Here is a 16,854-nt window from a genome sequence, read left to right on the forward strand (position 1 = left end):
TCAACATGGCGCCGGTGATGTTCGCGACCCTGGTGGTCTTCCTGCTGCTCGGCTATCCCGTCGCCTTCGCACTCGCCGCCAACGGCCTGCTCTTCGCGATCATCGGCATCGATCTCGGCCTGTTCCAGGAGAATTTCCTGCAGGCGCTGCCGGAACGCATCTACGGCACGATGAACAACGACGTGCTGCTGGCCGTGCCGTTCTTCACCTTCATGGGTCTTGTCCTCGAGCGCTCCGGCATGGCGGAGGACCTGCTCGACACCATCGGCCAGCTCTTCGGGCCGGTGCGCGGCGGCCTTGCCTATGCCGTGGTCTTCGTGGGCGCGCTGCTCGCGGCCACCACCGGCGTGGTTGCGGCCTCGGTCATCTCGATGGGGCTGATCTCGCTGCCGATCATGCTGCGCTACGGCTATGACCGGCGGCTCGCCTCCGGCATCATCGCCGCGTCCGGGACGCTGGCGCAGATCATCCCGCCCTCGCTCGTCCTGATCGTGCTCGCCGACCAGCTCGGCCGCTCGGTCGGCGACATGTACGAGGGTGCCTTCATTCCGGGCCTCGTGCTGTCGGCGATGTATGCCGGCTATGTCTTCCTCGTCACCATCGTCTGGCCCCAGCGCGCGCCGGGCCTGCCGCCCGAGGCGCAGACGCTGCAAGACGCCGACGGCAAGACCCGCCGCTTCTCGCTGCTGGTCGTCGCGATCATCGCCTTCGCGTTGGCCTATACCTATATGAAGACGTTCACCCAGGTGAAGGCCGGCTCCGATTTCGTCGTGCTGACGATGTCGCTGATGGTCGCGATCGCCTTCGTGATCGCGCTGCTGAACAAGCTGCTGCGCCTCAACCTGCTCTCGCGCATGACCGAGCAGGTGATTTTCGTCATGGTGCCGCCGCTGGCGCTGATCTTCCTGGTGCTCGGCACCATCTTCATCGGCGTCGCGACGCCGACCGAGGGCGGCGCCATGGGCGCCACCGGCGCGATCCTGCTGGCGCTGATGAAGCGCCGCATGACCTTCGAGCTGCTGCGGCAAGCCACGGAATCGACCGCCAAGCTCTCGGCCTTCGTGCTCTTCATCCTGGTCGGCGCACGCGTCTTCTCGCTGACCTTCTACGGCGTCAACGGCCATGTCTGGGTCGAGCACCTGCTCATCGGCCTGCCGGGCGGGGCGACGGGCTTCCTGATCGTCGTCAACATCCTCGTCTTCGTGCTGGCCTTCTTCCTCGACTTCTTCGAGCTCGCCTTCATCATCGTGCCGCTGCTCGGGCCGGCCGCCGAGAAGCTCGGAATCGACCTGATCTGGTTCGGCATCATCCTGGGCGTGAACATGCAGACCTCGTTCATGCATCCGCCCTTCGGCTTCGCGCTGTTCTTCTTGCGCTCGGTCGCGCCCAAGACTGCCTACAAGGACCGCGTCACCGGCCGGATGATGGAGCCGGTCACCACCGGCCAGATCTACTGGGGCGCGGTGCCCTTCGTGATCATCCAGTGCATCATGGTCGCGCTCGTCGTGCTGTTCCCGCAGATGGTGATGCACTACAAGGCTTCGGCCGTGCAGCTCGACCAGAAGGCGATCGACAAGCAGTTCGACTCGATCCAGGTTCCGAGCATCGGCGGGCCGGGGGGCTTCGACTTCAGCGCGCCGCCCAAGATCGATTTGCCCAAACCTTGAGCTGAGGGGAGACGTATGGCGATAGGATGGAAGGCGCTCGCCGGCGCCGGACTGGCAAGCCTTGTGCCCGGAGCTGCGCTTGCTGCCGGTGACATCGGCGGTGCGACGATGGGCCCGCTCTGGGCGCTGCCCTTCGCCGGGATGCTGCTTTCGATCGCGCTCGGGCCGATCCTCTTCCACCATCTGTGGGAGCTGCACTACGGCAAGTTCGCCGCCTTCTGGGCGCTGCTGCTGCTGGTCCCGCTGGTCGCGCTGCGCGGCTTCGAGGCCTCGCTGGGCGCCGTCCTGCATACGGCTCTGCTCGAATACCTGCCCTTCATCATCCTGCTGTTCTCGCTCTTCACCATCGCCGGCGGCATCCTGATCACCGGCAACCTGCACGGTTCACCGGCGACCAACACGGTCATCCTCGCCATCGGCACCGTGATGGCCAGCATCGTCGGCACGACCGGCGCCTCGATGATCCTGATCCGGCCGCTGCTGCGTGCCAACGACAACCGGCGCCACAACGTCCATGTCGTGGTCTTCTTCATCTTCCTGGTCTCGAATATCGGCGGATCGCTCACTCCGCTCGGCGATCCGCCGCTCTTCCTCGGCTTCCTGCGCGGCGTCGACTTCTTCTGGACGACCGAGCACCTGCTGCCGGAGACCGGCTTTGCCGTGGTGGTGCTGCTGGCGCTGTTCTATGCGCTCGACAGCTTCCTCTACCATCGCGACGACAGCCTGCCGCCGCTCAAGGATCCGACGCCCGACCGCGACTTGAAGCTGTGGGGCAAGGTCAACCTCCCGCTGCTGGCCGGCGTCATCGGCGCCATCCTGCTCTCCGCCAACTGGAAGCCGGGCGTGGTCTTCGAGCTCCACGGCGTGCATGTGGAGCTGCAGAACCTGGTGCGCGACCTCATCCTGATCGGGCTCGCCGGCCTGTCGCTCTGGCTGACGCCGAAGCAGGTGCGAGCCGGCAACGAGTTCTCCTGGGGGCCGATCCTCGAGGTCGCCAAGCTCTTCGCCGGCATCTTCGTCTGCATCATTCCGGTGCTGGCGATGCTGCAGGCCGGGCGCGAAGGCGCGTTCTCGGCGCTGGTCGGCCTGGTCAACCATCCCGACGGCAGCCACAACGCCGTCGCCTATTTCTGGCTGACCGGCATCCTGTCCTCCTTCCTCGACAATGCGCCGACCTATCTCGTCTTCTTCGAGCTGGCGGGCGGCAACGCCAAGGAACTGATGACCACGGGGGCCCTGACGCTGGCGGCGATCTCGGGCGGCGCCGTCTTCATGGGCGCCAACACCTATATCGGCAACGCCCCGAACTTCATGGTCTATGCCATCGCCAAGGACCGCAAGGTCGCGATGCCGAGCTTCTTCGGCTACATGCTCTGGTCCGGCGCGATCCTGATCCCGGTGTTCATCGTGCAGACGGTACTGTTCTTCGGATAGGCGCTTTTACGGGTCGGTCCGGGACGGCGCGCTGCGCCGGTCCCGGGCCTTTCACCGTCGTCGCACCCGTGCCGAGGGTCGGCGTTCACGGCCGTCCGGCCGGCACCCCTTCCCGGATCTTTTCCGAGAAGTCTGGATCGTCGAGCGAGAGCGTGCGTGCCTTGTCGCCGATCCGGGCGCGCCGGATCAGTTCGTCGAGCGGGATGTCCTGGCGGATCGCGCCGATGCGCTGGAGATAGCCCGGCAGATAGCCCGACAGCAGCACGCGCGGGTCCAGCGGCAGCGAGAACTTCCACGCCGGCGCCACGGTACCGACCAGATGGTAGACGACCGTGGTGCAGTTGGTCGTCAGCGTGTTGTACCAGCGCGGCTTCGCGGCGAGGTCGTTGATGTCGCCGGCATAGGCCAGCAGCAGGTCGCGCGCCTGCCGGGGCGAGGCGCTGAGCCGGAACAGCCGCGCATCCTCCTTCCGGGCATGGGTTCGCAGGCCGACGATGTCGCGCTCGTCGGCGGCGACATAGGCCATCTCGTAGCTGCGGAAGAAGCCGGCCAGCGCCGACCAGTCCTCGCCCTTCTCGCGCCGGACCTCGATCGAGAAGGTCAGCGGCACCGAATCCGAGAAGGTGAAGCTGACCAGGAGATGCGCGATCGCCTCGCCCGACCAGTAGCTCAGGAAGATATCGGCTCCGGTGACCTTCGCCAGGTCGTAGCGTCGCGTCTCCCAGTGCTGGTCGTAATCTTCTTCCGTGCGCCAGCGGAAATTGCGCAGGTTCGAGACGGTGAGGACGTCGCCCTCCTGCGCGATCGCCGGCAGGCGGGCGAGCTCGGGGATCCAGTCTCGGTCATGCGAGGGGTGAAAGCTGCTCCACCAGCCGAGCAGGCTCACGAACAGCACGGCGAAGCCGAGCGGCAGCCGCGCTTCGCCGCTCCAGACACCGACGAGACCGGCCAGCGCCGCGACGCCGAAGCCGATCGCGGCCAGGCCGGCCATGGTGCCGGGCAGGCGGAAGTACAGGAAGCCCGCGCCCCAGAGCGCGGTGCCGAGGATCAGGAGCGTGAGGGCGAGCTTGAGCACGATGACGGAGAGACGGCGCATGGCCGCCTCTCCTTAGCATGGACGCCGTCGCCTGGTCTCAGGCGGCGAGCGAATTGCTGGGCGCCGCCGCCTTCACGGCGTCGTCGACATGGGCCTCGAACTTGGCGAAGTTCTTGGCGAACATCTCCGTCAGGTTCTTCGCGGTCTCGGCGAAGGCGGCTTTGTCGGCCCAGGTCTTCACCGGATAGAGGATGTGCGGCTCGACGCCGGGCACCGAAGTGGGAACGGCAAAACCGAAATAGGGATCGCGGCGGAAATCGGCGCGGTTGAGAGAGCCGTCGAGCGCCGCCGAAAGCAGGCGGCGGGTGACGCGGATCGGCATGCGCCGGCCGGTGCCGTACTGCCCGCCCGTCCAGCCGGTGTTGACCAGCCAGCAATCGACATGGTGCTTGGCGATGAAGTCGCGCAGCAGGTTGGCGTATTCCGACGGATGCCGCGGCAGGAAGGGCGAACCGAAGCAGGTCGAGAACTCCGGCTGCACGCCGGTCAGGCCGCGCTCGGTGCCGGCGACCTTGGCGGTGTAGCCCGAGAGGAAGTGGTACATCGCCTCTGCCGGGGTCAGCTTGGCGATCGGCGGCATCACGCCGAAGGCGTCGGCGGTCAGCATCACGATGTTCTTCGGGATGCCGGCGCGGCCGGTGCGCGAGGCGTTGGGGATGAAGTCGAGCGGATAGGCCGAGCGGGTATTCTCGGTCTTGCTCTCGTCGTCGAAATCGACCTCCCGCGTGATCGGATCCCTCACGGTGTTCTCGAGCACGGTGCCGAAGCGCAGCGAGGCGGCGTAGATCTCCGGCTCGGCCTCCGCCGAGAGGCGGATGGTCTTGGCGTAGCAGCCGCCCTCGAAGTTGAAGATGCCTTCCTTCGACCAGCCATGCTCGTCATCGCCGATCAGCGTGCGCTCGGGATCGGCCGAGAGCGTGGTCTTGCCGGTGCCGGACAGGCCGAAGAAGATCGCCGGATCGTCCTTCGGCCCGACATTCGCCGAGCAGTGCATCGGCACCACGCCCTTGGTCGGCAGCACGAAGTTCAGATAGGTGAAGACCGACTTCTTCATCTCGCCGGCATAGGCCGAGCCGCCGATCAGCACGATCTTGCGGCTGAAGTCGATGGCGATCACGGTCTCGCTGCGGCAGCCGTGCCGGGCCGGGTCGGCCTTGAAGCTCGGCAGGTCGACGATGGTCATCTCGGGGACGTAAGCGTCGATCTCGGATCGCGCGGGGCGGATCAGCAGGTTGCGGATGAACAGCGAGTGCCAGGCCATCTCGGTGTAGACGCGCGCCTTGACGCGATGCGCCGGGTCGGCACCGCCGTAGAGATCCTGCGCGAAGAGCTCGCGGCCCTCGGCATGGGCGATGAAGTCGCCGAGCAGCGCCTCGAAATGCTCCGGCGTCATCGCCTGGTTGTTGTCCCACCAGACCGTTTTCTCGGTCAGCGCGTCGCGCACCGTGAACTTGTCCTTCGGCGAGCGGCCGGTATGGGTGCCGGTATCGGCGCAGAGCGCGCCACCCCGCGCGAGCTCGGACTCGCCGCGGCGCAGCGACTCCTCGTAGAGCTGCGGCGCTTCCAGGTTCCAGTACACGGCCTTGAGCTTGCGGAAGCCGAAACCCTCGGCACCCTGGGCGGCGTTGAACTGACCGATCGTGTCCACTGAAATCCTCCGGCGGCCGCGTTGTGCTGCAGCCTGTTGTCGAACGAAGACGCGCGAACCCTCGAAAAGGTCCGTCGCCCGGCGGGGGCCCTGCGGCCTTGCCCGGTCTTTAAGCCCGCGCGGCACCGCACTCAAGTCGCTGAAATCGCAAAAGACCCGGCCATTTCGGCTAAATCGTTTGAAATCAGGCGGCATGGTGAGCGAGGATGGTGAACGCCCGGCGCGGCTGCAAACCGGCCTTCAGCCCTGGCCGCGCGCCTGCTGCGCGAGCGCGACCAGGACGCGGCGCAAGCCCGCGGGATCGGTGACGCGCTCCGGAAAGACGAGCCGGCCGCTCTCGTCGCCGCAGACGAGGTCGAGGCCCTCCGGGTCGAGCCCCGTCGCCTTCCAGCGCCCCTCGGGCAGGCCGAGCTGGTGCGTGGCATAAAGGTTCAGCGCTTCGGCATGATCCGCGTTGAGATGGGCGACCGCATCGTCCTCGGCCGCGATCAGCGTCTCGCAGCCCGCGAGATCGAGCAGAACCGCGCCGACCGCGATCTCGCCCGCGCGTGCGAAGCCGCCATTGGGATGAAAGCCGAGGACGGCGAGGCGGAACAGCGAGAAGTCGGGAAAATCGGCGTAGAGCTTCGCCTTGGGATGGCGGGCGAGGAAGCGGCGCCTGGCGTTGGCGTCCGTGCAGCGCTCCGCCCGTCCGACGACGCTGAGCCGTGCGGAATTGGCGAGCGGGTCGCCCTTGCCGAGCGAGGAGACGAGCACGGAGACGCGCGGATCGGCCTCGATGTTGCGCGTGTGGAGCGAAAGCTTCGAGGCCAGGAACAGCGGCGAGCCGTCGACATCCGTGGCGAGGTTGACCAGCGTAGCCAGCGGAAAGCCGCTCGCCGGGTCGAGCGTCGCCAGCGCCGCGATGCGGGCGGTGCGCAGCGTCGCGCGCGCCATGGCGACGGGATCGAAGTCATCAGGGGCGGAACCGCCGAGCTCGAGGCCGCGCGGCGTGATGGCGGCGGGGGCGGCTTCGGTCATCTCCGTCGGTTCCTTGTCGGTCCGATTCCGCGGGCGCGCCGAACCGTTGCGGTATTCGAGCGTTGCGCCATAGCGAATCCGCCTCCGAGCCGCTAGATTGCTGCCATGCTTTGGCCGCTCTCGCAGGGGAGTGGACCCCTTTATTGCAACAAGAGCAAGAGACGAAAGCCTTATGCCAACGATTGCGCTGGTCGATGACGACCGTAACATCCTGACGTCGGTATCCATCGCGCTCGAAGCCGAGGGCTACCGCATCATGACTTACACGGACGGTGCCTCGGCTCTCGACGGGCTGAAGCAGAACCCACCCGACCTCGCGATCTTCGACATCAAGATGCCGCGCATGGACGGCATGGAGCTGCTGCGCCGGCTGCGCCAGAAGTCAGACCTGCCGGTGATCTTCCTGACCTCGAAGGACGAGGAGATCGACGAGCTCTTCGGGCTCAAGATGGGCGCCGACGACTTCATCCGGAAGCCCTTCTCGCAGCGCCTGCTGGTCGAGCGCGTCAAGGCGATCCTGCGCCGGGCCGGCGCCAAGGACACCACCGCCGCAACCCGTGCCGAGGACGCCAAGGCGCTGGAGCGCGGCCTGCTGCGCATGGACCCCGAGCGGCACACCTGCACCTGGAAGGGCGAACCGGTGACGCTGACCGTCACCGAGTTCCTGATCCTGCAGTCGCTGGCGCAGCGCCCAGGTGTGGTCAAAAGCCGCAACGCCCTGATGGATGCGGCCTACGACGACGAGGTGTATGTCGACGACCGCACCATCGACAGCCACATCAAGCGGCTGCGCAAGAAGTTCAATCAGGTCGATGCCGATTTCGACATGATCGAGACACTCTACGGCGTGGGCTACCGCTTCAAGGAAACCTGAGGCCGCCCGCGGCGATGCCAACCCAGACCGGCGCGCCGCAGCGCCGGAGGAGCGGACGTAAAGCCTGAGCATGGCAACGGTCGACAACGAAATCTCCGCGTCGTCGGCGAGAAGCCGCTGGAGCGCCGCCCTGAGACGGCGGCTCGGCCTTGTCTGGCGCCGCACGGCGCGCGCGGTCTCGTCGCGTGCAGCGTCCAGCCTGACCCGGCGTATCGTCGTGCTCAACCTCGGCGGCCTCGTCGCTCTGCTGCTCGGCTTCCTCTACCTCAACCAGTTTCGCGAGGGCCTGATCGAAGCCCGCGTCCAGAGCCTGCTGACGCAGGGCGAGATCATCGCCGGCGCGATTGCCGCCTCGGCCACGGTCGAGACCGATACGATCACGATCGATCCGGACAAGCTGCTGCAGCTCCAGGCCGGCGAGAGCGCCGGCATCGCCGACGATCCGCTCGATTTCTCGATCAATCCGGAGAAGGTCGCGCCGTTGCTGCGCCGCCTCGTGACGCCGACCAAGACGCGGGCGCGGGTCTACGACAAGGACGGCCTGCTCACCATCGACTCACGCAACCTCTATTCGCGCGGCGACATCCTGCGGCTCGACCTGCCGCGCGTCGGCGAGCCGGACGAACCCCCGCTGCTCGAGCGCACCTGGAACATGCTGCGCAACAAGCTCGGCCGTGCCGACGTGCCGGCCTATGATGATTTCGAGAACGCCAACGGCAAGTCCTATCCGGAGGTCGCGCGGGCGCTGAACGGCGTCCCGGCGAGCGTCGTGCGCGTCAACACTCGCGGCCAGACGATCGTCTCTGTGGCGGTGCCGGTGCAGCGCTTCCGCACGGTCAAGGGAGCCCTGCTGCTCTCGACCCAAGGCGGCGATATCGACGCCGTGATCGGCGCCGAGCGCTTCGCCATCTTCCAGGTCTTCGCTGTGGCGGCGGCGGTGATGATCGTGCTGTCCGTCCTGCTCGCCGGCACGATCGCCGAGCCGATCCGCAAGCTCGCCGACGCCGCCCAGCGGGTGCGCCGCGGGGTCAAGTCGCGCGAGCAGATCCCGGATTTCGGCAACCGGCACGACGAGATCGGCCACCTCTCCGGCTCGCTGCGCGACATGACCAAGGCGCTCTACAGCCGCATCGAGGCGATCGAGAGCTTCGCCGCCGACGTCGCCCACGAGCTCAAGAACCCGCTGACGTCGCTGCGCAGCGCCGTCGAGACGCTGCCGCGCGCCAGGAGCGACGAGTCCCGCGGGCGCCTGCTGTCGGTCATCCAGCACGACGTGCGCCGCCTCGATCGCCTGATCTCGGACATCTCCGACGCCTCCCGCCTCGATGCCGAGCTGGCGCGCAACGATTCCGCCCCGGTCGACGTCGCGCAGGTGCTCGAGGCGGTGGTCACGATCCAGAACGAGACGCGCCGCGACGGCCAGGCGGCGATCGCGTTCTCGGCCGACCGGCGCAGCCAGAAGCTCGGCAACGACGCTTTCCTCGTCATCGGCCACGACTCGCGGATCGGCCAGGTCATGGTCAATCTGATCGACAATGCCCGCTCGTTCTCCCCCGCGGAGGGCACGGTGCGCGTCATGCTGTCCCGCATCGCCAACGATGTGCTGGTGACCGTCGAGGACGAGGGGCCGGGCATCGAGCCGCATGCGCTGGAGCGCATCTTCGAGCGCTTCTACACCGACCGTCCGAACGAGGGCTTCGGCCAGAATTCCGGTCTTGGCCTGTCGATCTCCCGGCAGATCGTCGAGGCACATCGCGGCTCGATCCGGGCCGAGAACCGGCTTGGCCCCGCCGACGCCGCGGGCGAGGCCAAGCGGCTCGGCGCCCGCTTCATCGTCCGGCTGCCGGCCGCACATCAGCATGCTGCCTGACCTGCGAGGACGGCCGGCGCCGCGACAGCCCGGCGAGGAGCGCATCCACGGAACCACGATCGCCGTCGGCGAGGCCGGCATCTTGCTGCGCGGTGCCTCCGGCGCGGGCAAGTCGCTGCTGGCGCTCGCCATCATCGCGCTTGCCGGCCAGGCGGGCCGCTTCGGACGGCTCGTCGCCGACGACCGGACGGCCCTGGCCGCGCGCGGCGACCGGCTGATCGCCCGCCCGGTTCCGCCGCTGGAAGGCATCGTCGAGCGCCGCGGGCTCGGCCTCACGCCGGAGCCGGCGACCCCCGCCGCAGTGGTGCGGCTGGTCGTCGATCTCATCGGCGAGGAGCCGCCGCGCATGCCGGAGCCGGAGGAGCTGGTCGACAACCTCTGCGGGATCGACCTGCCGCGCCTGCGCGTGACGGGACGTGCCGGCGACGAGCGGCTCGTGCTCGCGGCGCTCGACTTGTTCACAGGCCACGGCTGAAGGCCATGATTCCGGCGCCTTTGGCCGCAAGTGACTTGCGATTATCTCGCACCTGCCGCATAAACCGCCACCTTGTCCGGGCGCCGCTGCGCGCTCTCCGGTGCTGGATTGAATGATCGGACTGGTCCTCGTGACTCATGGGCATCTGGCGACGGAGTTCCGCGCGGCCCTCGAACATGTCGTCGGCCCGCAGGCCAACCTCGCCACCATCGCCATCGCGCCCGATGACGACATGGAAAGCCGTCGCCGCGACATCATCGCCGCCGTCGAGCAGGTCGAGAGCGGCCGCGGCGTCGTCATCCTGACCGACATGTTCGGCGGCACGCCCTCCAACCTCGCCATCTCCGTGATGGAGCCGGGCCGTGTCGACGTCGTCGCCGGCGTCAACCTGCCGATGCTGATCAAGCTCGCCAGCGTGCGCGAGGAAAAGACGCTCGACGAGGCCGTGACGAGCGCGCAGGATGCCGGGCGCAAATACATCACCGTCGCCAGCCGCGTGCTGGCCGGCAAATAAGGGACAGGCGGAAGGCCGGGATGGACGAAGACTGCGACTGCCCCGAAACCGAAATCCCGCCCGGTGCCCTTTACGGCGAATTCCAGATCATCAACAAGAAGGGGCTGCACGCCCGCGCCACGGCGAAATTCGTGCAATGCGCCGCCCGTTTCGATGCCGACCTCACGGTCAGCCGCTGCGGCGAGACGGTCGGTGCCACCTCGATCATGGGCGTGCTGACGCTCGGCGCCGGCATCGGCTCGACCATCACCATCGTCGCCAGGGGGCCTGAGGCCGGCGAGGCGCTGAAGGCGCTGGGCGAGCTGATCGCCGACCGCTTCGGCGAAGGCGAATAAGACCGAGCCGGGTTTAGCGCGCCTCGCCGGGTGCCTCGAACAGCTTCGGCATATGCGCCTGGTACCAGGCCTTGAGCTCTGCCAGGGCGGGATGCTCGAGATTGCGGCGCAGATAGGCCTCGATCCGCGGCAGGTGCTTGAGATAGCCCGGCTTGCCGTCGCGCTTGTCGAGCCGGGCGAAGATGCCGGCGATCTTCGTGTTACGCTGCGCGCCGAGGATCGCATAGGCGCGGGCGAAGCCGGCGAGGTCGAAATCCGGCGTCTCGGCCCGGCGGGCTGAGCCATAGGCGGCGAGCAGCCGGAGCTCCAGCGCGGCCGGCACGTCGACGCGCGCATCCTGTCCGAGCGCGGCGAGGTCGTAGGCCGGGTGGCCCAGCACCGCGTCCTGGAAGTCGATCACGCCCACCTTGGCGAGGCCGTCCCGCCCGGCGAGCCAGATCAGGTTCGGCGAGTGGATGTCCCGCAGCGTCCAGGTGGCCGGCGCGGCCAGGATCTCGTCGAAGAGCTTCCCCCAGATGCGGCCGAACTCGGCCTGCGTCACCGCCGGCAGCGTCACCCCGGCGATGTGCGGCCCGTACCAGTCGAGGATCAGCTCGGTCTCGATGGCGAGAGCCTGCCGATCGTATTCGGGGATGATGTGGTCGCGCCCCTCCGCCACCGGCAGGATCGCCGGCAGGGTGTGGCGATGCAGGTCGGCGAGCAGCAGGGCCGTCGCCTCGTAGCGCTCGGCGATCGGCTGGCCGTCCTCGTCGAGCACGCCTTCGCTGCCGAGGTCCTCCAGCAGCAGCAGCCCCGTCGCAAGATCCTCGGCCAGGATGTCGGGCGCGGAATAGCCGAGCGAGCGCAGGCCCCGGTCCATCGCGACGAAGGCGTCGACGGTCTCGGCAAGATGGGCGATGGCGCTGTAGGGCTTGCCCATGCGGATCGGCGGCCCGTCCGGGCGCGGCGGCGAGATCATCAGCACCGCCGTCTCGCCCGTGGGGCGGGTCAGGCGCTCATAGGCCCGCGTCGAGGCGTCACCCAGCATGAAGTCGCGCCGCGCCTCGCCCCAGCCGGCCCTGTCGATGAGCCGCCGCGAAGCGACCGCGATCGCAAGGCGCTGCTTCCACAGCACGCCGCCGGCCAGGTCGGCGATACGGCCGGTCTCCGGATTGTCGGGGTCGACGTCGAGCACGATGTCGAGGCGCCGCCCGGCCGGCAGGCGCTCGCCGGCGCGGTCGGGCCATTCCACCAGCATGACCGCCTGGTCGACATCCTCGACGAGGCCGAGATCGTCGAGCTCCTCCGGCGAGCGGACCCGGTAGAGATCGGCATGCAGCACCGGTCCGCGCGGCGTCTCGTAGCTCTGAACGAGGGTGAAGGTCGGGCTCGGCGCCTCCAGCTCCGGATCGCCGGCGAGCTCGCGCAGGATGGCCCGGGCGAGCAGCGACTTGCCGGAGCCGAGATGGCCCGACAGCGCGACGATGTCGCCGGGCTTGAGGATCGCGGCGATGTCCGCGGCGAGGCGCGCCGTCGCCGCCTCGTCCGCCAGCAGGAGCCGGTGCGTGCCGGCCGCGCGGGCTTCGTCCGTCATTCGGCGGCGTCCGAGAGCGGCAGGCCCTGCGCCGGGAAGATCGCGGTGACGCGCGTGCCCTGTCCCGGCGTCGAATCGAGCTCGACATGGCCGCCGTGCAGGGCGACGATCGAGCGCACGATCGAGAGGCCCAGGCCGACGCCGCGATGGCTGGAGCCGAGCGAATGGCTCTCGAAGCGTTCGAAGACCTTCTCCTTGACCTCGGCCGGGATGCCGCGGCCCTGATCGGCGACGGTGAGGCGGATGTCGCTGCCCTGCCGCGTCGCGGTGACGCGGACGGTCTGGCCGGGCGAGGAGAAGCCGATCGCGTTGGAAAGCAGGTTGAACAGCACCTGCCGCAGCCGCTTGCCGTCGGCCCTCAGCGAGCCGGTGCGCGGGTCGATCTCGACCTTCAGCGCCAGTTTGCTGTCGGTCAGCCGGTCCTGCAGCCCCGCCGCCGCCTGGGCGATGGTGTCGGCGACGTCGACATCCTGGATGTCGAGCGTCAGCGCGCCGTTGTCGATCGTGGCGAGGTCGAGGATGTCGTTGATGATGGCGAGCAGGGCGCCGGACGAACGCACGATATGGGAGGTGTAGTCGCGCTGCTTCTCGTTGAGCGCGCCCACCGTCTCGGTGCCGAGGAGCTGCGCGAAACCGATGATGTTGGTCAGCGGCGAGCGCAATTCGTAGGAGACGTGGTGGACGAAGTCCTCGCGCAGCCGCGAGACCTTTTCCAGCGCCTCGTTCTTTTCGGTCAGCGCCCGCTCGACGTTCACGCTGGCCGTGACGTCGGCGAAGGAGAGCAGCGTCGCACCGTCCGGCAGGGGCGCGGCGGCGATGTCGAGCACCACGCCGTCGCGGCGTTCGATGCGGCAGCGATAGTCCTCGCGCGCGTCACGCACGCCGGTGACGGTGCTCAGCAGTTCGCGCCAGACCTCGTCCTGCGGGAAGAGCGGCCGGCAGAGCCTGACCACCTCGTCGATATGCGGCGCGCTGGCGAGCATCTCCGCGTCGATGCGCCAGGATTGCGCGAAGGCCGGGTTGGAGAGCCTGAGCCGCCCGTCCGAGCCGAACACGGCGACGCCCTCGCGCAGCGAATCCAGCGTCTCGCGCTGGGTCCGGGTCAGCGCGTTGAAGCGCGATTCCAGCGTGAAGCGCTCGGTGACGTCGTCATAGAGATAGGTGACGCCGCCCTGCGGATTGGGGCTGGAGACGACATGGATCGTGCGCCCGTCCGGCAGGTACCACCAGTCCTCGGCGGCACGCGTCGCGGTGTAGGCCGCATGCACGCCGGTCTTCCAGCTCCGGTAGTCGCCGAGCTCCGGCAGGCGCCGTTCCGAGCGCAGCCGGTCGAGGATCTCGCCGTCGCTGGGCAGGCCGTCGAGGAAGGACGGATCGAGCGACCAGAGCGCGTCGAAGCCGGAATTGCGATAGAGCAGGCGCTGCGAGCCGTCGAAGACCGCGACGGCCGTCTTCAGCCGGTCGAGCGTGCGGACATGGGCGTCCATCTGGCGCTGCAGATCGGCGCGGACCGACTCGAGTTCGCTCATATCGGTGGCGAAACCGGCAAAGCCCGTCGGCGTCGGCAGTTCGACGACGTCGAGGGTCCGGCGCTGGCCGGCGACCACGGCGGGCGCGCGGATCGTGAAGGGGTTGCCCTCGCGCCGGGCCCGCGCCGCGGCTTCGCGTTCGTTGCGGTCGAGCAGCTCCAGCCCGCCCTTCACGGCGGTGCCGGCATCCGAGGCTTCCACCGCGCCGACATAGGCGGCATTCACCCAGGCGAGGCGGCCATCGGCATCGCGCATCCAGGCCGGGTGCGGCAGCCCGGCCAGCAGGCTCGCCAGCGCCGCGTGATCGGCGGTGACCCGCTCAAGCTCGCTGCGCAGCGTCATCACCTGCGCGCGCTCGCCGGTGACCTCGCGGAAGCGGATGACAGCCCGCCCGGCAACAGGTCGGCCTTCGATGTCGACGAAGGGGCCTGATTTGCTGCGGATCGTGAAGGCGAAGGCCTCGCCATGCTCCTTCAGCGCGTCGGTCGCGAGTTCGAGCCGCTTGGCGTCGGTCGGCGCGGCCCAGCTGCCATAGGCCAGGGCGAGAGCCGCTCCGGGTGCGCCGAGGAAGCCGCTGTCGCCTTCGAAGACCGGCTGCGCGTCGCGTCCGTTCCAGCTCGCGATCACCTGCGGGTCGGCCGCGAGCAGGATGGAGAGACGCTCCTGGTGCCCGCGCGCCGCTTCGAGCTCGCTTGCCAGCCTCGCCTCGCGCCGCTGCCAGCGCGAGCGCTCGCGGACGTAGACGAGGGAGGTGGTGGTGGCGAAGACGGTGAGGCCGGCGAGGATGATCGAGAGCGCGCCGGTGCTCATCAGGTCGAGCTTGGCCGGGGCGAACCACTCGCTCTGGGCGAAGGCCGGTACGGGCAGCAGGGCGAGTGCGGGCACATATCCGGCGGACAGCATCCTGCGCGCACGCCCGCCGCCACCTCGCCCCTGTCTCCCCGCGCTTCTCATGCCGCGTCCGTCGCCTCTCGGGCGGCCTGGGCCGCCAATATCGCAGGTCTCGCCGGAATCGGTCTCGCGGAGCCGGGCTTCGCACCCTCTCCGGCGGCCGATACACGCGCGCCACCACGCCAATCACATCAGAGCTTGAACCGGGCCGCGCCGTCTCGGCACCCCCGAATCAGTTCCACTGTAATCACCGCTCGACTCCGTCAGGAAGTGCTTAATCGCCGGTAAACGGGGAGTTTTTCGAAGTGGGCGGAAAGTGAATCCGCCGCTAACAAGGTCTAGTGATTTGCAGGATTCAGAATACCATTAGTTGGGTTCTCGTGTTGTTCCGGGCCGACCTGTCCGACAAAAAAGGCCCGGCTTGCGCCGGGCCTGCTGGTTCTTGCCGCTGCCAGGATGTCAGTAGCGGTAGTGCTCCGGCTTGAACGGGCCCGCCTGCGGCACGCCGATATATTTCGCCTGGGCGTCGTTGAGCTTGGTGAGCTTGGCGCCGACCTTGGCGAGGTGGAGCGCGGCGACCTTCTCGTCGAGATGCTTCGGCAGGGTGTAGACGTTGTTCTGGTAGTTGGCGTGATGGTTCCAGAGCTCGATCTGGGCGAGCGTCTGGTTCGAGAACGAGCAGGACATCACGAAGGACGGGTGGCCCGTGGCGTTGCCGAGGTTCACCAGGCGGCCTTCCGAGAGCAGGATGATGCGCTTGCCGTCGGGGAACTCGATCTCGTCGACCTGCGGCTTGACGTTGTCCCACTTGAAGTTCTTCAGGCCGGCGACCTGAATCTCCGAGTCGAAATGGCCGATATTGCAGACGATCGCGCGGTGCTTCATCGCGCGCATGTGGTCGACCGTGATGACGTCGAGATTGCCCGTCGCCGTGCAGAAGATGTCGCCGCGCGGGGCTGCGTCTTCCATCGTCACGACCTCGTAGCCTTCCATCGCCGCCTGCAGGGCGCAGATCGGGTCGACCTCGGTGACGAGCACGCGGCAGCCGGCCTGGCGCAGCGAGGCGGCCGAGCCCTTGCCGACGTCGCCATAGCCGGCGACAACCGCGACCTTGCCCGACATCATCACGTCGGTGCCGCGGCGGATGGCGTCGACCAGCGACTCGCGGCAGCCATAGAGGTTGTCGAACTTCGACTTGGTGACGCTGTCGTTGACGTTGATCGCCGGGAACGGCAGGCGGTTGGCCTTGGCCAGCTCGTAGAGGCGGTGCACGCCGGTGGTGGTCTCCTCGGAGACGCCCTTGATCGCGGCGCGGGTCTTGGTGAACCAGCCCGGATTGGCCTTGAGCTGACGCTTGATCAGCGCGAAGAAGATCGTCTCTTCCTCATTGCCCGGCTTGTCGAGGAAGGCGGCATTGCCGGCCTCGGCCTCGGCGCCGAGGATGATCAGCATGGTCAGGTCGCCGCCGTCGTCGAGGATCATGTTCGGCGTCCCGCCGTCGCCCCAGGTCGCGGTCTTCAGCACGTATTCCCAGTACTCCTCCAGCGTCTCGCCCTTGATGGCGAAGACCGGGGTGCCGGTCGCGGCGATCGCGGCGGCGGCGTGGTCCTGGGTCGAGAAGATGTTGCAGGACGACCAGCGCACATCGGCGCCGAGTTCCTTCAGCGTCTCGATCAGCACGGCGGTCTGGATGGTCATGTGCAGGCAGCCGGCGATGCGGGCGCCCTTGAGCGGGGCCTTGCCCTTGTATTCCTCGCGGATCGCCATCAGGCCCGGCATCTCGTCCTGGGCCATGTTGATTTCCTTGCGGCCGTAATCCGCAAGCGCGATGTCCTTGACGATGTAATCCGACACGGGGGCGCTCCAATCGCTCGATCTGAATCTGGCCGGCTCTCTAGCAGCCCTCTCGAGCGAAGGCAATCAAAGAT

Annotated in this window: 13 protein-coding genes; 7 read left to right on the plus strand and 6 right to left on the minus strand. The window is 68.0% G+C overall.

Going from position 1 to position 16,854, the window contains the following annotated elements; all coding sequences use genetic code 11:
• Window positions 1-5: 5 nt before the first annotated feature.
• Complete coding sequence (locus BGO20_RS02825; RefSeq protein WP_291663509.1) at window positions 6-1,667, plus strand: TRAP transporter large permease; 1,662 nt, start codon at window positions 6-8, stop codon at window positions 1,665-1,667.
• Between the two features lie 15 nt (window positions 1,668-1,682).
• Complete coding sequence (locus BGO20_RS02830) at window positions 1,683-3,101, plus strand: sodium:proton antiporter (RefSeq protein ID WP_291663238.1); 1,419 nt, start codon at window positions 1,683-1,685, stop codon at window positions 3,099-3,101.
• A gap of 85 nt (window positions 3,102-3,186) precedes the next feature.
• Here BGO20_RS02830 and BGO20_RS02835 read toward each other — a convergent pair whose 3' ends face one another.
• The 3 genes from BGO20_RS02835 to BGO20_RS02845 form a co-directional block, all read right to left on the minus strand.
• Window positions 3,187-4,197: an Lnb N-terminal periplasmic domain-containing protein gene (locus BGO20_RS02835; protein ID WP_291663240.1), complete on the minus strand. Its 1,011-nt coding sequence runs from the start codon at window positions 4,195-4,197 to the stop codon at window positions 3,187-3,189.
• A gap of 37 nt (window positions 4,198-4,234) precedes the next feature.
• Window positions 4,235-5,845, minus strand: coding sequence for a phosphoenolpyruvate carboxykinase (locus BGO20_RS02840; RefSeq protein WP_291663241.1), 1,611 nt, complete (start codon window positions 5,843-5,845; stop codon window positions 4,235-4,237).
• A gap of 240 nt (window positions 5,846-6,085) precedes the next feature.
• Entirely contained in the window at window positions 6,086-6,865 is a 780-nt protein-coding gene (locus BGO20_RS02845; protein ID WP_291663242.1) for a HugZ family pyridoxamine 5'-phosphate oxidase, read from the minus strand.
• 172 nt (window positions 6,866-7,037) lie between these two features.
• On the opposite strand from BGO20_RS02845, the gene BGO20_RS02850 reads away from it, so the two are divergent.
• The 5 genes from BGO20_RS02850 to BGO20_RS02870 all read left to right on the plus strand — a co-directional run bounded on the left by BGO20_RS02850 (window position 7,038) and on the right by BGO20_RS02870 (window position 10,933).
• Window positions 7,038-7,739 carry a response regulator transcription factor gene (locus tag BGO20_RS02850; protein WP_291663243.1) on the plus strand — a complete coding sequence of 234 codons (702 nt, stop codon included), beginning with the start codon at window positions 7,038-7,040 and terminating at the stop codon, window positions 7,737-7,739.
• Window positions 7,740-7,809: 70 nt separating this feature from the next.
• Window positions 7,810-9,609 carry a stimulus-sensing domain-containing protein gene (locus BGO20_RS02855; protein ID WP_291663245.1) on the plus strand — a complete coding sequence of 600 codons (1,800 nt, stop codon included), beginning with the start codon at window positions 7,810-7,812 and terminating at the stop codon, window positions 9,607-9,609.
• Complete coding sequence (locus BGO20_RS02860; RefSeq protein WP_291663247.1) at window positions 9,599-10,084, plus strand: HPr kinase/phosphorylase; 486 nt, start codon at window positions 9,599-9,601, stop codon at window positions 10,082-10,084. The genes BGO20_RS02855 and BGO20_RS02860 overlap by 11 nt, the downstream gene beginning before the upstream one ends.
• A gap of 112 nt (window positions 10,085-10,196) precedes the next feature.
• Window positions 10,197-10,598, plus strand: coding sequence for a PTS sugar transporter subunit IIA (locus BGO20_RS02865; protein ID WP_158445927.1), 402 nt, complete (start codon window positions 10,197-10,199; stop codon window positions 10,596-10,598).
• Between the two features lie 20 nt (window positions 10,599-10,618).
• Complete coding sequence (locus BGO20_RS02870) at window positions 10,619-10,933, plus strand: HPr family phosphocarrier protein (RefSeq protein ID WP_291663250.1); 315 nt, start codon at window positions 10,619-10,621, stop codon at window positions 10,931-10,933.
• Window positions 10,934-10,946: 13 nt separating this feature from the next.
• Here BGO20_RS02870 and tsaE read toward each other — a convergent pair whose 3' ends face one another.
• From tsaE to ahcY, 3 genes are all read right to left on the minus strand, one after another.
• On the minus strand, window positions 10,947-12,506 hold the full coding sequence (gene tsaE / locus BGO20_RS02875) for a tRNA (adenosine(37)-N6)-threonylcarbamoyltransferase complex ATPase subunit type 1 TsaE (RefSeq protein WP_291663252.1): 1,560 nt from the start codon (window positions 12,504-12,506) through the stop codon (window positions 10,947-10,949).
• On the minus strand, window positions 12,503-14,938 hold the full coding sequence (locus BGO20_RS02880; protein ID WP_291663254.1) for a sensor histidine kinase: 2,436 nt from the start codon (window positions 14,936-14,938) through the stop codon (window positions 12,503-12,505). Before BGO20_RS02880 ends, tsaE begins: the two co-directional genes overlap by 4 nt.
• 447 nt (window positions 14,939-15,385) lie before the next feature.
• Entirely contained in the window at window positions 15,386-16,780 is a 1,395-nt protein-coding gene (gene ahcY / locus BGO20_RS02885) for an adenosylhomocysteinase (RefSeq protein WP_291663257.1), read from the minus strand.
• Window positions 16,781-16,854 lie beyond the last annotated feature (74 nt).

This window comes from Allobosea sp. 67-29 (assembly GCF_001898115.1).
In the GTDB taxonomy this organism is placed as follows: domain Bacteria; phylum Pseudomonadota; class Alphaproteobacteria; order Rhizobiales; family Beijerinckiaceae; genus Allobosea.